The 15,715-nt window shown below is 70.9% G+C and carries 12 protein-coding genes; 4 read left to right on the forward strand and 8 right to left on the reverse strand.

Features of this window, described 5'->3' with window-relative positions:
• Nucleotides 1–48: 48 nt before the first annotated feature.
• The gene (locus ACRSBM_RS12510; protein ID WP_434443103.1) at nucleotides 49–2,358 is read right to left on the reverse strand and encodes a beta-L-arabinofuranosidase domain-containing protein; all 2,310 of its coding nucleotides are present in this window, start codon (nucleotides 2,356–2,358) and stop codon (nucleotides 49–51) included.
• A gap of 493 nt (nucleotides 2,359–2,851) precedes the next feature.
• Here ACRSBM_RS12510 and ACRSBM_RS12515 point away from each other — a divergent pair, with 493 nt between their 5' ends.
• The 3 genes from ACRSBM_RS12515 to ACRSBM_RS12525 are packed head-to-tail and all read left to right on the forward strand — an operon-like array spanning nucleotide 2,852 to nucleotide 5,144.
• The gene (locus tag ACRSBM_RS12515; protein ID WP_434443105.1) at nucleotides 2,852–3,304 is read left to right on the forward strand and encodes a hypothetical protein; all 453 of its coding nucleotides are present in this window, start codon (nucleotides 2,852–2,854) and stop codon (nucleotides 3,302–3,304) included.
• A gap of 14 nt (nucleotides 3,305–3,318) precedes the next feature.
• Nucleotides 3,319–4,500: a sensor histidine kinase gene (locus tag ACRSBM_RS12520; RefSeq protein WP_434443107.1), complete on the forward strand. Its 1,182-nt coding sequence runs from the start codon at nucleotides 3,319–3,321 to the stop codon at nucleotides 4,498–4,500.
• Nucleotides 4,500–5,144, forward strand: coding sequence for a response regulator (locus tag ACRSBM_RS12525; RefSeq protein ID WP_434443110.1), 645 nt, complete (start codon nucleotides 4,500–4,502; stop codon nucleotides 5,142–5,144). Before ACRSBM_RS12520 ends, ACRSBM_RS12525 begins: the two co-directional genes overlap by 1 nt.
• On the opposite strand, the gene ACRSBM_RS12530 is transcribed toward ACRSBM_RS12525, so the two are convergent.
• From ACRSBM_RS12530 to ACRSBM_RS12560, 7 genes are all read right to left on the reverse strand, one after another.
• A complete protein-coding gene (locus ACRSBM_RS12530; RefSeq protein ID WP_434443112.1) occupies nucleotides 5,137–5,613 on the reverse strand; it encodes an RDD family protein in 477 nt (158 codons plus the stop codon). The genes ACRSBM_RS12525 and ACRSBM_RS12530 overlap by 8 nt on opposite strands.
• 77 nt (nucleotides 5,614–5,690) lie before the next feature.
• Entirely contained in the window at nucleotides 5,691–6,527 is an 837-nt protein-coding gene (locus ACRSBM_RS12535; RefSeq protein ID WP_434443114.1) for a LacI family DNA-binding transcriptional regulator, read from the reverse strand.
• 104 nt (nucleotides 6,528–6,631) lie between these two features.
• Complete coding sequence (locus tag ACRSBM_RS12540) at nucleotides 6,632–9,088, reverse strand: glycoside hydrolase family 2 protein (protein WP_434443116.1); 2,457 nt, start codon at nucleotides 9,086–9,088, stop codon at nucleotides 6,632–6,634.
• Nucleotides 9,085–9,840: an ABC transporter ATP-binding protein gene (locus tag ACRSBM_RS12545; RefSeq protein WP_434443118.1), complete on the reverse strand. Its 756-nt coding sequence runs from the start codon at nucleotides 9,838–9,840 to the stop codon at nucleotides 9,085–9,087. The genes ACRSBM_RS12540 and ACRSBM_RS12545 overlap by 4 nt, the downstream gene beginning before the upstream one ends.
• Nucleotides 9,837–11,516 (reverse strand): dipeptide/oligopeptide/nickel ABC transporter permease/ATP-binding protein, encoded by a 1,680-nt coding sequence (locus ACRSBM_RS12550; RefSeq protein ID WP_434443120.1) that lies wholly within the window; start codon nucleotides 11,514–11,516, stop codon nucleotides 9,837–9,839. Before ACRSBM_RS12550 ends, ACRSBM_RS12545 begins: the two co-directional genes overlap by 4 nt.
• Nucleotides 11,513–12,511 (reverse strand): ABC transporter permease, encoded by a 999-nt coding sequence (locus ACRSBM_RS12555; protein ID WP_434443121.1) that lies wholly within the window; start codon nucleotides 12,509–12,511, stop codon nucleotides 11,513–11,515. Before ACRSBM_RS12555 ends, ACRSBM_RS12550 begins: the two co-directional genes overlap by 4 nt.
• A gap of 2 nt (nucleotides 12,512–12,513) precedes the next feature.
• Complete coding sequence (locus ACRSBM_RS12560) at nucleotides 12,514–14,178, reverse strand: ABC transporter substrate-binding protein (RefSeq protein WP_434443123.1); 1,665 nt, start codon at nucleotides 14,176–14,178, stop codon at nucleotides 12,514–12,516.
• Between the two features lie 154 nt (nucleotides 14,179–14,332).
• Here ACRSBM_RS12560 and ACRSBM_RS12565 point away from each other — a divergent pair, with 154 nt between their 5' ends.
• Nucleotides 14,333–15,547 (forward strand): ROK family protein, encoded by a 1,215-nt coding sequence (locus tag ACRSBM_RS12565; RefSeq protein ID WP_434443125.1) that lies wholly within the window; start codon nucleotides 14,333–14,335, stop codon nucleotides 15,545–15,547.
• The last annotated feature ends 168 nt before the right edge of the window (nucleotides 15,548–15,715 follow it).

A 15,715-nucleotide genomic window follows, 5' to 3' on the forward strand; every position in this document is an offset into this window, starting at 1 on the left:
CGGGCGAACATGTGAACCGCCGGCCGTGTGACGCCGTAGGCCTCCTCGTCAGTTCGCGACCAGGCGCCAGCGGTTGTCCGCGGTGCCGTTGTCGGAGTCCTGCACGATCTGCGCGCCCGCGCTGGTGGAGCCGTTGAGAACCCCGAGTAGCTTCCCGCTGTGGACGTTGCGGATCTTGTGGGTGCCGTCGCCGTTCGGGACGAGCGTCCACTTGTGGTCAGCGGTGCCGTTGTCGGACCACTGCAGGACGCGGGCGTTGTCGGCGGTGGACATGTTCTCGACGCCCAGCACCTTGCCGCTGTGGACGTTGCGCAGCCGGACGTCGGAGCCGTCGGCGATCAGCTGCCAGTCGTGGTCGGCGGTTCCGCTGTCGTGCCACTGGACGGCCAGGCCGCCGTCCACTGTGGACATGTCGCGGATGCCCAGCACCATGCCCGTGCCGGCGTTGACGAGCCGGTGGCTCGCCGCACCGCCGGTGCGCCAGTAGACGGTGTAGTTGAAGCCGTGCGCGCCGTGGAACGGCCCGAGGTTCACCCGCGTCCCGTTCGCTGTCGCGGTGAACGCCAGTGACGAGGTGCTGGTGCGGGTGACGGAGCCGACGTCCAGCGAGGGCAACGCCGACAGGCTGGTGTTGCCGTAGTTGCCCGCGAGCACCGCCGGGCCGTAGGTCAGCGCGACGACACCGGGGTTGTCGTTGGCGGGCTGGGCGATCAGCCGCATCGGCAGCCGCAACGCCACGACGTCGCCGGACGTCCACGAGCGGGTCACGGACGCGTAGGTGCCGGGCGTGGTGGCGACGTTCTGCGTGACGCCGTTGACGCTGATGGTCGCACCCGTGGTCCAGGCGGGGATGCGGAAGCGCATCGTCCACGACCCGCCCGCGTTGCCGGTGACCGTCAATGTCGTGGTGTCACTGGCGGGGTAGGTCGTGCTCTGGGTGACCGTGATGCCGCGCGCCGACCACGTCAGCACCGAGGGCGCGTACAGGTTCACCGTGAGCGTGGTGCCGCTGAAGAAGTAGAGGGAGTCGGCGAGCTTGGTGTTGGTCTCCAGCCCGGTTCCCTGGCAGCACCAGAACGTGCCGTAGTCCGTGCTCCAGTTGCCGCCGCCCCACGCCGGGCCGGTGTTGCCCCGCCGGTGGCCGGGGTTGAGCCCGGTGAAGTAGCAGATGTGACCGTGGGGGTCCGCCGGGTTCTGCTGGCCGATCAGGTGGTTGAGCAGGGCGCGCTCGTAGTAGTCGAAGTAGGCCGCTCGATTCGGATCGGTCAGCCACAGCTCACGGGTCAGTTTGAGCATGTTGTAGGTGTTGCACGCCTCGCACGCGTCGGTGCTGAGATAGGACGCGATGGCGTTGGGGGCGCGGAAGTGCTCTGCCTGGCTGTTGCCGCCGATGACGTAGGTGTGCGCGCCGACGGTGATGTTCCAGGCGTTGACGGCGATGTCGCGGTACCGGGTGGTCCCGGTCGCCTTGTACTCGCGGGCGGCGCCGATCCACTTCGGTACCTGGGTGTTGGCGTGCAGTCCGTTGAGCCGGTCCTGGCCGGAGGCCAGCGGGTCGAACACCGCCGCGTGGTCGAACCGCTGGGCCGTTGCCAGCCAGCGGGCGTCTCCCGTCTGCTGGTACAAATCGGCGAGCACCGCGTTCATGCCGCCGAACTCGGTGCCGAGGACGTTCTGCATCCTGCTGTAGGACAGCCGCGACGTGCGCCAGTCCACCCACCCGGCCAGGCGCAGCAGCACGTCGCGCGCCTGGGTGCTGCCGATGTGGCGCCACGCGTCCAGCAGCCCGGCGAGCGTCTTGTGCAGCGAGTAGTACGACACCGCCCTCGGCGAACCGGCTTCCAGCGCGTCGAAGTCCGACTCCGGGAAGCCCGAGAGGTAGCCCGCGGTGAACCCGGCCGACGCGTTGTTCGCCTGGCACCTGGCCAGTTCGGCCACCATGCGGTTCGCCCTGTCCCGGCACGTCGTGTCACCCAGAACCGCCCACGCCTGCGCCCAGGCCGTGAGGAAGTGCCCCTGGCTGTGCGTGCGGAACGGGAAGTTCGGCGCTTCCCAGCCTCCCAGTGGCGCGGCACCGCCGGTGGACAGCCGGTGGTTGGCGCGGAAGTTGTACAGGAGCCGGTCGACGTCGACGAACCGCAGGTAGGACAGCGTCCTGTCTTGGTTTTCGAGCCACCGCCCCGGTGTCAGCCGGACCTCGGACAGGTCGAACGGGAAGGTCGACACACCCGCGTCGCCGCGGGCGGGAGGCACCGCTGCCGCCTGCGCCTGGCCCGCCAGCAGCGACGGCGCCGTGGTCGCGATGGCGGCCACGCCGGCGGCGTGGAAGAGCCTGCGTCGGCTCAACGATGAAGACATGGGGGTGCTCCCGTCGCTCGGCGAAACGGTGCTCTTCAGGCGGACGGACCGAACGTCCCGGTCGTCCGGACTGGCTACCGCACCGTGGCGGCCCTGCGACGGAATGTAGTCACGACTCCGCTGGCGGGTCAATGCTCAATGTGAGCGTTAACTTTAGCGATCCGCGACGAAGGTAAGCTGATCGGACCAACTTCTGTTAGCGCTCACAGAAAGTGGATGCAGTTCGGCGCGCTGGGCGGCGGCACGCTCGGCGCCAGGACCGGCACGATGATCGCGGTGGCCGCGGCCGGCCAGAACCGTTGTGGCTACTGCCTTTCCGCGCAGCACCAACCACATCGACGCGGTCCTCGACATCACTCGCGTGGCCCCCACCAGATGAGCACCCGGCATGCTGGCGGCCCGCTCACCCCGCCGCAACCGGGCTCTCGTTCGAAAGTACTAGGTGGAACTCCTTGTGCTGCAACCACTTCAGTGCCCTCCTACCGTCGTGATCATGACTACTGCAACAGGTAGGACCACGCCGCCGGGCACCGTCGTCGCCGCGTTCGTGGGGTTCCTCGTGTCGAGCGTCTTCGCGGTGACGGCCGTCGGCGTGCTCGCCGGCACGCACGACGACATCGTGGACGCGCTGAGGTCGTCGGGCACGACGATGACCGAAGAGCAACTGCAGAGCGCCGCCACCTTCACCCAGGTCCTGGTGGCGGGCATCGCGCTGGTGATCGCGCTGGTGCAGCTGTTCCTCGCGTTCAAGCTCAGGTCGGGACGCAACTGGGCCAGGGTCCTGCTGACGGTGTTCACGGTGCTGCACATCGGCTCGCTGTTCATCGGTCAGGGAGCGGTGACCCTTCCCGCGTACGGGGGCGCCGCCGTCGCCGCGCTGGCGGTGGTGGCGAGCTACCTGCCGGCGTCCAACGCGTACTTCGAGACCGTCAAGCGGGCGGGGTAGCGGAGAATGCCCGCATGACCGCGGGGGGAACGCCGGCACGGCGCAGCGTGTTCGTGGCCGAGGTCGCCGTGCTGGTCGCGGCGGCCGTGGCAGACGCGGTGCTGGCGGCCGGCGGGGATGGTCCGCGGGGTGTGCTGGGGCCGTTGCTCACCATGGTCGTGCCGTACGTGGGCGTGGCCGCGGCGGTCCTCGCGGTGCTGCGGCGCAGGTTTCCCCGCGGCATCGAGGTGCTGGCCGGCGCGGTCATCGGGCTTTCGCTGCTCAGCACGGCTGCCGGCGCACTCGTGGAACGGGTTCCCGCGCAGCCGCCGGTGACGGAGGTGCTGGCGGTGCTGTTGCTGGCCGCCGCGGGATGCCGCCGGCTCCCTCCGGCGCGTGCGGCGGTGCTCGCCATCGCCGCCTGCGTCACCGTCGTGCTCGCTCCGATCGCGCGCTACGGCCTGGACTACCCGGCGGCGTTGTACCCGGTGGCCGCCGCGCTGGCGTGGGGCGCCGCCGTGGCGCTGGGCCTGATCCTGCGCGACGCCGACGCCCGGCACCGCCGCGAGCTGGAGCGCGTGCGCACCGAGGACCGGCTGCAGCTCGCCCGGGACCTGCACGACCTGGTGGCGCACCACGTCACCGGCATCGTCGTGCGGACCCGCGCGGCGCAGGCGCTGGCCGCGAACCCGGCGGCACCGGTCCAGGACCCCGCCGAGGTCTACGACCAGATCGAGCACGCGGCGGCCGAGGCCCTGACCGCGACGCGGGGACTGGTCGGAGTGCTGCGCAGCGACGAGCCACCGCCGTCGCCGAGCCTCGTGCTGGGCGACGTGGTGCGCGCGGCGGTGGGCGAGGAGGCGTCGGTGCACGTCGCCGCCGATGTCGGCGCAGCTCCGCTGCCACCGCAGGTTTCCGTTGCGCTGCACCGGGTGTTGCTGGAGGCGTTGACCAACGTGCGCCGCCACGCGCGTGCCACCGAGGTGCGGGTCGTGGCCCGTTCCGACGAGGGCGACCTGGTGCTGGAGGTCGACAACGACGGTGTGCCCGCGGGCGCGCGGGCGAAGGGCGGGCACGGCATCATCGGCATGGCGGAACGGATGGCCGCGTTGGGCGGAGAGCTGACCGCGGGCCGGCGCGGGGAGGACCGCTGGCGGGTCACCGCGCGCCTGCCGCTCGCACCGGACCGCTTCGACACCCTGCCGAAGGGCATCTGATGACCATCCGCGTGCTGATCGCCGACGACCAGACCCTCGTCCGCACCGGCTTCCGGCTGGTCCTCGACGCCGAGCCGGGCATCAAGGTGATCAGCGAGGCCGCCGACGGGGAGGCGGCGGTGCGGATGGCGCGCCGGCTGCGTCCCGACGTGACGCTGATGGACATCCGCATGCCGAAGCTCGACGGCCTGCGGGCGACCGAGCTGCTGGCCGGACCGGGGGTCGAGGACCCGTTGCGGGTGCTGGTCGTCACCACCTACGACGTCGACCAGAACGTCTACGCCGCGTTGATCGCCGGGGCCTGCGGGTTCCTGCTCAAGGACGCCCGGCCGCGCCTGCTGGTCGAAGCCGTGCACGCCGCGGTCAGGGGAGAGGCGATGGTCTCGCCCGCCGTGACCGTCCGGCTGCTCGCGCACTTCACCGGTGGCACCGGGCGCGAGCAGCCCGGCACTCCGCTGACCGGCCGCGAGCTCGACGTCGCACTGGCGGTGGCACGCGGCTGGACCAACGCCGAGATCGCCGACCGCCTGCGCGTCTCGCTGTCGACGGTGAAGTCGCACCTGACCAACGTCCAGGGCAAGCTCGGCGCGCGCAACCGCACCGAGATCGCGATCTGGGCGTGGCGCAGCGGGCTGGTCAGGTGACCGGGCGGCCGGGTGCGGGGAGCCGGACGACCACCGTCCCGGCGACCATGTCCCCGAGCCTCTGGTTGCGCGGCGTCACGGCGATCAGCACGGCGCCGACCAGCCCCAGCAGCAGCCCGTCCACGGCCATCAGCAACCAGCGCACGAAGTAGTCCCGCAACGACGGCTCGCCGCCGTGCAGGGTGGTGATCCGCAGACCCAGCCACCGCATCGCCGGCGTCGAACCACCGTGCCGGTGCGGGTACCAGATCTCGATCCACAGGACCCCGAGCAACGACACCACGACGACCGCGGCCATCGGCAGCACCGAGAAGAACTTCGGCGTCAAGCCGAGCTCGAGCAGCGGCAACGACAGCAGGACACCGAGGACGAGGCTCAGGACCGCGGCGACGGACAGCAGGACGAGCTCGATGAGGTGCTGGCAGTAGCGGCGGAGGACGATCGACCGGGCATCGGCATCGGTGGCCACCCGGCCATCATGCCAAGGCCCGCAACCGGCGGTTCGAACTGCGCGGCAGGACGTCGACGACCAGGCAGCGCCGCGTCCTAAGTGGACGCGGCCGCCGTCGTCCCGCGCGGCACGTACCGTGCGGTCGGCGACCAGCGCGGCGTCACCGGCCCACCGGCGATCCGCTCCAGCACCGACTCCGCCACCGACACGCCGAACTCGTGCACGTCGACGCTCATCGTCGTGAGGGCGGGGGAGGCGAGCCGGCACAACGTCGAGTCGTCCCACGCCACGAGACTGAGCCGGGCAGGCACCTCGATCCCGAGCTCGGCGGCCGCGGCGAGACCGGCGACGGCCATCACGTCGTTGTCGTAGAGGATCGCGGTGGGCGGCTCCGGCCCGGTCAGCAGCGCGGCGGTGAGCTTGGCGCCCGCCTCCTCGGAGTAGTCGCCCTCGACGATCACCGGGTCGATCCCGGCCTCCGAGCATCCGGCCAGCAGCGCGTCCGTGCGGGCCCGCGTGTGCAGCAGCGCGCTGGGCCCGGTGACCCTGGCGATCCGCCGGTGGCCCAGTTCCAGCAGGTGGCCCAGGGCTTCGGCGATCGGGCCCGCGTGGTCGGTGCGGACCGAGGGAAGGTGGGAGTCGCCGACGACGACGGCGGGCAGCCCCGTCTCCTCGAGCACGGCCGGGCGCGGGTCGCCGGCCACCGGGTTCACCACCACGACGGCGTCGACGAGACCGCGGGCCGCCCACCGGCGGTAGGCGGCGATCTCGGCCTCGTGGTCCGCCACGACGTGCAGCAGCACAGACAGGTCGCGCTCGGCGAGCCGTTCCTCGATCCCGGCGATGAACTCCATGAAGAACGGCTCCACGCCGAGGAGCCGGGCGGGGCGGGCCAGCACGAGGCCGACCGCGCCCGTTGACTCAGCCGGCATCGGGCACCGCCGCGGGATGGTTGGTCGGCTCCGTGCCGGGGAACTGGGCACCGAGGAGCCGGGCGGAGCGGACCGGCGCGAGGCCCGCCCCACCCATCAACTCGCTAAGCACCCGGCACCGCCGCGAGATCGTTGGCACAGCGCAGGACCAGCGGACCGGTGAACGCGGCCGGGTCGACAGTCGCCTCCGTGCGGATGTGGAACACCCGGACCTCTCCGGCCAGCATCGGCACGAGCAGGTCGTCGACCACCGCGTCGGGAGCGACCCGGTCGGCCAGGATCGCCACGTCCCGGGCGAACGACTCGGCGCGCACCTCGACCTCGTAGCCGCCGCGCACGGCTTCCGCCTGGGCGGCAAGGGGGTTCGGGTGGTACGACAGCTCGACGTCCGGCCGGAACGGCAGGATCGCGCGGGCTTCGGCCGTGGTCGCCACCATCACCTCCGCGTCGTCGTGCACCGGCTGCCGCAGCCCTAGCGGGAGGTCCAGCTCCAGGACCGACCGGGGCGGCACGGTCCGCCGCAGTCTAGTCAGGTCGAGCGTGACGCCCTGGAACGTCTGCCGGTCGAGGGTGAGGTGCGCGTCCCACGGTTCGTCGTGGTCGTTGACGGCGACGAGCACGAGCCGGTCGCCCCGCGGCTGGAACGTCAGGAGCCGGGGCGCGAACGCGTGCCGCAGGCCGTACCACAGCGGCTTCAGCCGTTCCTCGCTGTCGATCGCCGCCCAGGACGTGACGGGCCAGCAGTCGTTGAGCTGCCAGACGATCGCGCCGGCCGTGCGCGGCCACCACGAGCGGAAGTGCTCGATGCCGAAGCTCACCGCCCGCGCCTGGTTGAGCTGCGTGGCCCAGTGCCAGTCCTCGAACCGCGACGGCACCGGCAGGTGGGCCGCGAGGCCGCGGTCGAGCTTTCCGTTGCCGTCCTCGGCTTTCTGGTGGGTGAGGAAGCTCGCCGAGGACGGCGTGAGCGGCTGGTCGTGGATCCACCGGGTGAGGGTGGCCCAGGTCGGGGGACCCTGGAACCCGAACTCCGAGCAGAACCGCGGCACGTGGTCGCGGTAGTGCGTGTGGTCGACCTCGTTCCACACCCGCCATTCGTGCCGGGTGCCGTGGTCCTCGTCGTTGGGGTGCAGGCCGTCCACCGGGCTGTACGGGCTGCTGGGGCAGTAGAACCGGGTCGGGTCGAGCTCGGCCACGATCTTCGGCAGCAGTTCGGTGTAGTAGCCGAGTCCCCAGGTCCTGCCGTCGAGCTGGGAGGGCCAGTCCCAGTCGGCGAAGCCCCAGAGGTTCTCGTTGCCGCCGTTCCACAACGCCAGGGAGGCGTGCGGCATCAGGCGGACGACGTTCTCCCGCGCCTCGGCCTCCAGCTCCGACCGCAGCGGTTCCTCCTCCGGATACGCGGCACACGCGAGCGGGAAGTCCTGCCACACCAGGACACCGCGTTCGTCGCACAGGTCGTAGAAGTCGTCGGACTCGTAGATCCCGCCGCCCCACACCCGCAGCAGGTTCATGTGCGCGGCGACGGCCTGGTCCACCCGGCGCGCCAGCCGGTCGCGCGTGATCCGGGTCAGGAAGTGGTCGTCGGGGATCCAGTTGGCGCCCTTGACGAAGACCGGTTTGCCGTTCACGACGATCGTGAACGGCGTGCCGATGTCGTCCGGTGTCGTGTCCACGGTGATCGTGCGGAACCCGATCCGCCGCGTCACGCGGTCGAGCGCGGCCGTCTCCCCGCACAGCAGCACTTCCAGGTCGTACAGCGGCTGCTCACCGTGCCCGACCGGCCACCACAGCGCGACCTCGGGCACCTCGACGCGGGCGATCACGGTCTCCTGCCCGGCGGGGACGGTGACGGTCTGCTCGCGGCCGCCGACGCGGATCAGCAGGGTCAGGTTCGCCGGCTCTCCCGACCACTCGATGTCGGCGTGCAGCTCGACCTGCCCGCCACCACGGCCGGTGACGGTCACGACCGGCCGGACCCGCGCGAGCCGGGCCGTGTGCCAGCGTTCCAGCCGGACCGGCCGCCAGATGCCCGCGGTCTGCAGGTCAGGACCCCAGTCCCAGCCGAAGCTGCAGGCCATCTTGCGGATCATGTTGAACGGGTGCGCGTTGACGTGCGCCCTGCTGCCCAGAGCGGCCTCGACCTTCTCGGCGTGGGTCAGCGCGGACGAGAAGGACACCGTCAGGTCGTTCGCGCCGTCGACGAGCAGGTCGCGGACGTCGAAACGGTAGCCGCGGTGCATGTTCGCGGTCTGGCCGACGGGGTGGCCGTTCAGCTCGATCGAGGCCAGGGTGTCCAGGCCGTCGAACACGAGGTCGGCCCGGTGGCTCGACGTCATCGCGGCGGCCAGGAACGTGGTGCTGTAGCGCCAGTCCGCGCGGTGCGTCCAGGTCAGCTCCGCCTCGGCCTGGTCGAGGAACGGGTCGGTGATCAGCCCGGACGCCAGCAGGTCGAGGTGGGTGCTGCCGGGTACGGTCGCGGGCACGGTCCTGCTCCTGATGTTGTCCGGCACGTCGTTCGTCGTCGCGGTCAGCTGCCAGCCGTCGTGCAGGTACTGCCGGATCAAGGCTGTCCTCCTTGGCGGAAGCGGGTTTCGGGGTTGGGCGCGGCGGCGGCGAGCTGCCGGGTGTACGGGGCTTGGGGACGCACGAGGACGTCGTCGCTCGGCCCGCGTTCGACGATCCGTCCCCGGTGCATCACCAGGACCTCGTCGGAGAAGTGGCGGGCGGTGGCCAGGTCGTGGGTGATGTAGAGGACCGCGAGGTGCTCCTCCCGTTGCAGCCGGTTGAGGAGCTTCAGCACGCCGAGCCGGATCGAGACGTCCAACATGGACACCGGTTCGTCCGCGACGATCACCCCGGCGCCGGGCGCGAGTGCGCGGGCGATGGCGACGCGTTGCCGTTGCCCGCCGGACAGCTCGTGCGGCCGGCGGCGCGCGATGTCCGGGGTGAGGCTCACCCGCTCCAACAGATGAGGCACCTCCGCGCGAGAGCGTCCGTGCAGCCGCAACGGCCGGGCGAGGTGGTGCTCGACGGTGTGGAACGGGTTGAGCGAGGCGAACGGGTCCTGGAAGATCATCTGGACGTGGTCGCGATAGGCCCGCCGAGGCACCGGTACGCCGTCCGGGCCGGTCAGCACGATCTCCCCGGACGTGGGGCGGGTCAGCCGGGCGATCATCCTCGCGATCGTCGACTTGCCGGATCCCGACTCGCCCACCAGCGCCACCGTGCGGCCCGCCGTGAGGGTGAACGAGACGTCGTCGACCGCGCGGACGGAGTGGAACGTCTTGGTGAGACCCCGGACTTCCAATGTGGTCATGTGATCAGCGCTCCTGCCTCGCCGGTCAGGCTGGGGAACGCCGCCAGCAGCTGACGCGTGTACGGGTGCTGTGGCCGCAGGTACAGGTCTTCGGCTGTCGCGTACTCGACGACCTCGCCGTCGCGCATCACCGCGATCCGGTCGCTGAGCTCCAGCAGCAGCGGCAGGTCGTGGGTGATGAAGACGACCGCGAACCCCAGCTCGTCGCGCAGCCGCTTGATCTCGTTGAGGATCTCGCGCTGCACCAGGACGTCCAGTGCGGTCGTGGGTTCGTCCATGATCATGACCTGCGGGTCGAGCAGCAGTGCCATGGCGATCATGACCCGCTGCCGCATGCCGCCGGACAGCTCGTGCGGGTACGAGCCGAGCCGTGCGGGGTCGACCCCGACGAGCCGCAGCACCTCCGCGCACCGCAGCTCGCGGTCCGGCGCGGACATCCCGGGCCGGTGGGTGCGCAGCACGTCCTGCAGCTGCGCGCGGACCGTGGTGACCGGGTTGAGCGAGTTCATGGCGCCCTGGAACACCATGGAGAGCCTGACCCAGCGGAACTTCCTGAGCTCCTCCGGTGCCAGCGCCAGCACGTCGACGTCCTCGAAGGCGACGGACCCGGACGTGACCTCGGCCGGTGGCCGGTGCAGGCGGTTGATCGCGTACGCCAGCGTGGTCTTGCCGCAGCCCGATTCCCCGGCCAGGCCGAGGATCTCGCCCCGGTGCAGGGTCAGCGACACGTCCTTCACCGCGTGCACCGGCGTCGCGGCCTGGTAGACGACGTCGAGGTGCCGGACCGTCAGCACCGCGTCAGGTTCCGCCCGCACGATCTCCGCCTCGACCGCGACCACGTCCCGCTTCCGGCGGGGACGGTCGCGCAGCCGCGGGTTGACGATCTCGTCGATGCTGAAGTTGACGAGCGCCAGCGCGCCCCCGAACAGGGCGATGACCAGCCCCGGCGGGACGAACCACCACCACGCCTCCCGTTGCAGCGCGAAGCCGTTCTGGGCGTAGTAGAGCATCGTGCCCAGCGTCGACGAGTCGGCCGCGCCGAGCCCGAGGAACGACAGCCCCGCCTCGCTGAGGATGGCCAGCACGACGGCGAAGACGAACTGGGAGGCCACGATCGGCAGCAGGTTCGGCAGGATCTCGACGCAGATCACCCGCCAGGTCCTCTCGCCGGACACGCGTGCCGCGGCCACGTAGTCCCTGTTGCGCAACGAGAGCGTTTGCGCGCGCAGCACGCGGGCGGCCGCGGCCCACCCGGTGATCGCCAGGACCAGCGAGATCGTCCACGTGCCGCGCTGGTCCGCGGGGACGAACCCGGCGACCACGATCACCAGCGGCAGGCCGGGGATGACCAGCATGACGTTGGAGAACAACGAGAACGCCTCGTCGACGAGACCGCCCGCGTACGCGCCGACGATGCCGAACAGACCGGACAGCACCGTCGCCATGACGCCGACGAGCACGCCGATCCACAACGACCCGCGCGTCGCGTGGGCGAGCTGGGCGAGGACGTCCTGGCCGGTGAGCGTGGTGCCGAGGAGGTGCTCACCGCCGGGCGGGGTGAGGCCGATGTCCCTGATCGTGGCGGGATCGCCGGTGAGCAGCGGGCCGATCAGTCCGAAGAGGACGATCACACCCGCGAGGCCGAGACCGGCGACGAGTTTTCCGGACCTGGTCATGACACCGTGCTCCGATCCCTCGTGCGGGCGTCGACCAGCCCGTAGAGCAGGTCCACGACCAGGTTCGCGCCGAGCACCGCGATCGTGATCACCAGGAAGATGCCCTGCATGAGCGCGTAGTCGTTGTTCTGCACCGCCTGCAACAGCTTCGAGCCGATGCCGGGGTAGGAGAACACCTGCTCGGTGACGATCGACCCGGACACCACGAACCCGAGCGAGATGGCGAACCCGGCGACCGAGGGGAGCACGGCGTTGCGGGCCGCGTACCGGACCATGATCCGGCGGTCGGTCAGGCCCTTGGCCCGCGCGGTGAGCACGTAGTCCTCCGACATCGCCGAGACCATCATGTTGCGCATGCCGAGCAGCCATCCGCCGATCGACGAGATGACGATCGTCAGCGCGGGCAACGTGCCGTGGTAGATCGCCGAGCCGAGGAACTCGGGGCTCCAGCCGGGATCCAGGACCACGTCGTAGCCACCGTTGAGGGGGAACCAGCCGAGGCCCGACGAGAGCACCGCGACCAGGATCAGCGCGAGCCAGAAGTACGGCACCGCCGACAGCACGGTGGTCGCCGGCACCAGCGAGTCGAGCCAGGTCCCGCGCCTCCAGCCGACGACGGCGCCGAGCCCGACGCCGAGCAGGAACGACAGCAGCGTCGCGAGCCCGACCAGGACGACGGTCCACGGCAGCGCGGCACCGATCACGTCGGAGACCTTGGCCGGGAACGCGCTGACCGACACACCGAGCTCGCCGCGCAGCAGGTTGCCCAGGTACGCGAGGTACTCCTCGGCGAACGACTTCTGGCCGCCGGTGCCGAGCAACGTCTCGTAGGCCGTGCGCGCGGCGGGGTCGACGGTCCCGCCGCGCTGCTGGAGCTTGGCCATCAGGATGTCGACGGGGTTGCCCGGCAACATCCGCGGGATGACGAAGTTCAGCGTCACCGCCGCCCACAGCGCCGTCAGGTAGAAGGCGAGCTTGCGCAGGTAGTAGCCCATCGTCAGTTACCGGCGGGCTTGAGCTTCATGTACACCTGCGAGGCGTCCGGCCGCTTCCAGACCGCGGGGAACGCGTAGAGGTCGTCCTTGCTGGGCCAGCCGGTGAACGCCTCGGCGTTGTACTCGCTCGGGATCCCGCCGGTCAGCACCGGGATGTATGGCAGGGACTTCTCGAGCTCGACCTGGATCGCGTCGTAGTACGGCTGCCGCGCGGGGTCGCCCCGGTCCGTCTTCTTCAGCTCGGCCAGCGCGTTGTCCACGGTCGCGTTGCTGAAGCGGGAGAAGTTCGGGTTCGCCGCCTGCCCGACCGGCGCCGTCGTCGCGGTCGAGAAGAAGTAGCTGTAGGTGTAGTACGGGTCCGGGGCGGGTCCCTGCTCGACCGAGTCGATGAGCAGCTCGAACTGGCCGCGGCCGCGCGCGTCGGCCCACTCGTTCCACGACAGCTGCTGCGGCGTGATCCTGATGCCGATGTTCAGCAGCTGCTGGCTCAGCGTCTCGAGCGCGGTGATGTAGTCGGTCCAGCCGGCGACCACCTTCACGGTGAGCGCGAGCGGCTTGCCGTCCTTGGCGTAGATGCCGTCCGCGCCCTTGGCGTAACCCGCCGAGGTGAGGATCTCCTCGGCCTTGACGGTGTCGGCGTTCATCGGCGCCATGCGGTCGGTGAGCTTGCTCGACAGCAACGCCTCGTCACGTGGCTGGAGCGTGAAACCGGGCGACATCTCGGTGTTGAGGTTCTGGAACGCCAGCGAGTTGATCTGCGTGCGGTTCATGCCGTGGTAGATCGCCCTGCGCACGGCCGGATCGGTCTGCGCGCCCTGACAGCCCAGCTGGGCGTTCGAGCAGGTGAACAGCGCGACCTGGTTGAGCGGCAGCGTGATCGCCTGGTAGCCGGGGTAGTTCTTCTCGATGTCCTTGACGTCCGGGATCGGGCCGGTCTGCCAGTCGACCGACCCGGCCTTGAGCGCGTCCACGCCCGCCTGGTTGCCGGACAGCGACAGGTAGCGGACCTGCTTCAGTGCGGGCTCGCCGCCCCAGTACTCCGAATTCGCCTTGAGGGTGAACGACTGCGCCTTGAAGTCGCCGAGCTGGAACGGGCCGGTGCCGACGGGGTTCTGGTTCACCTCGGTCGCCGGCGTGGCGTGGTTCTTCCAGATGTGCTCCGGCATGATCCAGAGCTGGCCGAGCACCTGCGGCCCGTCCATGTAGGACGGCTCGGTGAACTTGACGGTGACGTGCGTGTCGTCGACGACCGTGGTCGTGCCCTTGAAACCGGTCTTGTTGATGGCAGGGGTCCTGGCGACCATGTCGAGGGTGAACTTCACGTCCTCGGCGGTGAACTTCTCGCCGTCGGACCAGGTCACGCCGTCCCGCAGGGTGACGGACAGCTCGGTGCCGCCGGCGTTCCACTGGAACTCGGTGCCGAGCATCGGCTTCGGCGGCACGTCCTTGGCGATGTTGAAGAAGAACAGCGGCTCGTAGATCGTGCCCGGCCCCTCGATCTGGGCGGGGGCGTACGGGTTGAAGTTGAGCTGGAAGTCGCCGGCCTGCCCGGTGTAGACGACGAGGGTGTCCCGGGACTGGCCGCCTCCGCCGGATCCGGAGCATGCCGCGGTGGCCGCGATGACCACCGCGAGACCTAAAGCGCTGAGCCTTTTGTGCAGGAACATCGTTGATCCTCCCCGTGGCTGGGTGGGCGCGGCGGAGATTCTTCAGTTACTAAACAAAGAAAGTCAACGGCTCGGGATGCTTTACTGATCCCGAACCCGTCGAAGTGGCAGGTTCGTCGTTCGACGGAGGAGAGCAGTGAGCGGACCGGCGCGGGTGACTCACGCCAGCACCAGGGCGGCCGTGCTGGACCTGATCCGCGCGGCGGGCATGATCAGCCGCGTCGGCCTGGTCAACGCCAGCGGCCTGACCGGCGGGACGATCTCCACCGTCGTGCGCGGCCTGATCGACGAGGGACTCGTCGCCGAGACCGGGCACGCCGAGTCGACCGGCGGTAAGCGCCGGGTCATGTTGCAGCTCAACCACTTCGCCCGTTACGCCATCGGTGTGCACCTCGACGACGCGCGGATCACCTACGTGCTGACCAACCTCGGCGGCGCGGTCGTCGCCCGGATCTCGCGAACGGGCGCCGGCAGCGACGACCCGGCGGCCGTGGTCGCCAGGATGGCCCGCGAGGTCGACGCCGTCATCGAGAGCGTCGGTGTCGAACGCGATCGAATCCTCGGCCTCGGCCTGGTGTCCGCGCGGCCGTCGGCGCACCACGAGTTCGGCCGGTCGCTGGAGCGGGCGACGGGCCTGCCGGTGGTGCTGGACAACGACGCGACCGCGGCGGCGATCGGCGAGCACTGGTCCGGCGGCGTCGGCGCGACGTCGACGTTCGCCGCGCTGTGCATGGGCACCGGCATCGGCGCGGGGGTCGTGCTCGGCGGCACCACCTATCGCGGCCCGAGCGGTCACACCGGCGAGATCGGCCACGCCTGCCTCGACATCGACGGCCCCCGGTGCTGGTGTGGGGCGAGGGGATGCCTGGAGGTCCTCGCCGGTCCCGCGGCGGTCGTCGAGCAGGCACGGGCCGACCGCGCGCTGACCCGTGCGGCGGGCCTGGTCGGCGGCCGGACCCGCGCGGCCACGCCGGTCGCGGCGGACTTCGCGGCGATCAGCAGGGCCGCCCGGCACGGCAACGCCCGCGCGGTCGCGTTGCTCGAACGGTCCGCCCGGTACGTCGCGGCGGCCGCGCGCACGCTCGCCAACGTGCTGGACCTGGAGGTGCTGGTGCTCACCGGCCCGAGCTTCGCGATCGCGGGCTCGGTCTACCTGCCCGTGCTGCGCGCCGAGCTCGACGCCGCGTTCATCGCCCGCGACGCCCACCCGGTCTCCGTGCGGCTGTCGCCCTCGGCCGCGTCGGCGCCGGCCATCGGCGCCGCGGCGATCGTGCTGCAGTCGGAGCTGGTGCCGCGCCGGCAGGGGCTGCGGCTGCCGGACGACCTGGCGGCGGAGGAGCCGCCGGTCTTCCAGCAGCTCGCTCGCTGAGGTGGGTGTGGTGAGGTAGTGCGCTGAGGCGCGGCCTCGCGGTGGGGTCGCCGCCCCGGCCGTTCGGCGGGGTCGCCGCCCTCGTGGGCTGCCGGGCGGCCGCGTCGACCAGCGCGCCGGGTGTCAGGACTTCCGCGCCGAGTCCGCCGGCGTCACCCACCGGGCCGG

It is taken from the genome of Lentzea xerophila (assembly GCF_051094245.1).
Taxonomy (GTDB): Bacteria; Actinomycetota; Actinomycetes; order Mycobacteriales; family Pseudonocardiaceae; genus Lentzea; species Lentzea xerophila.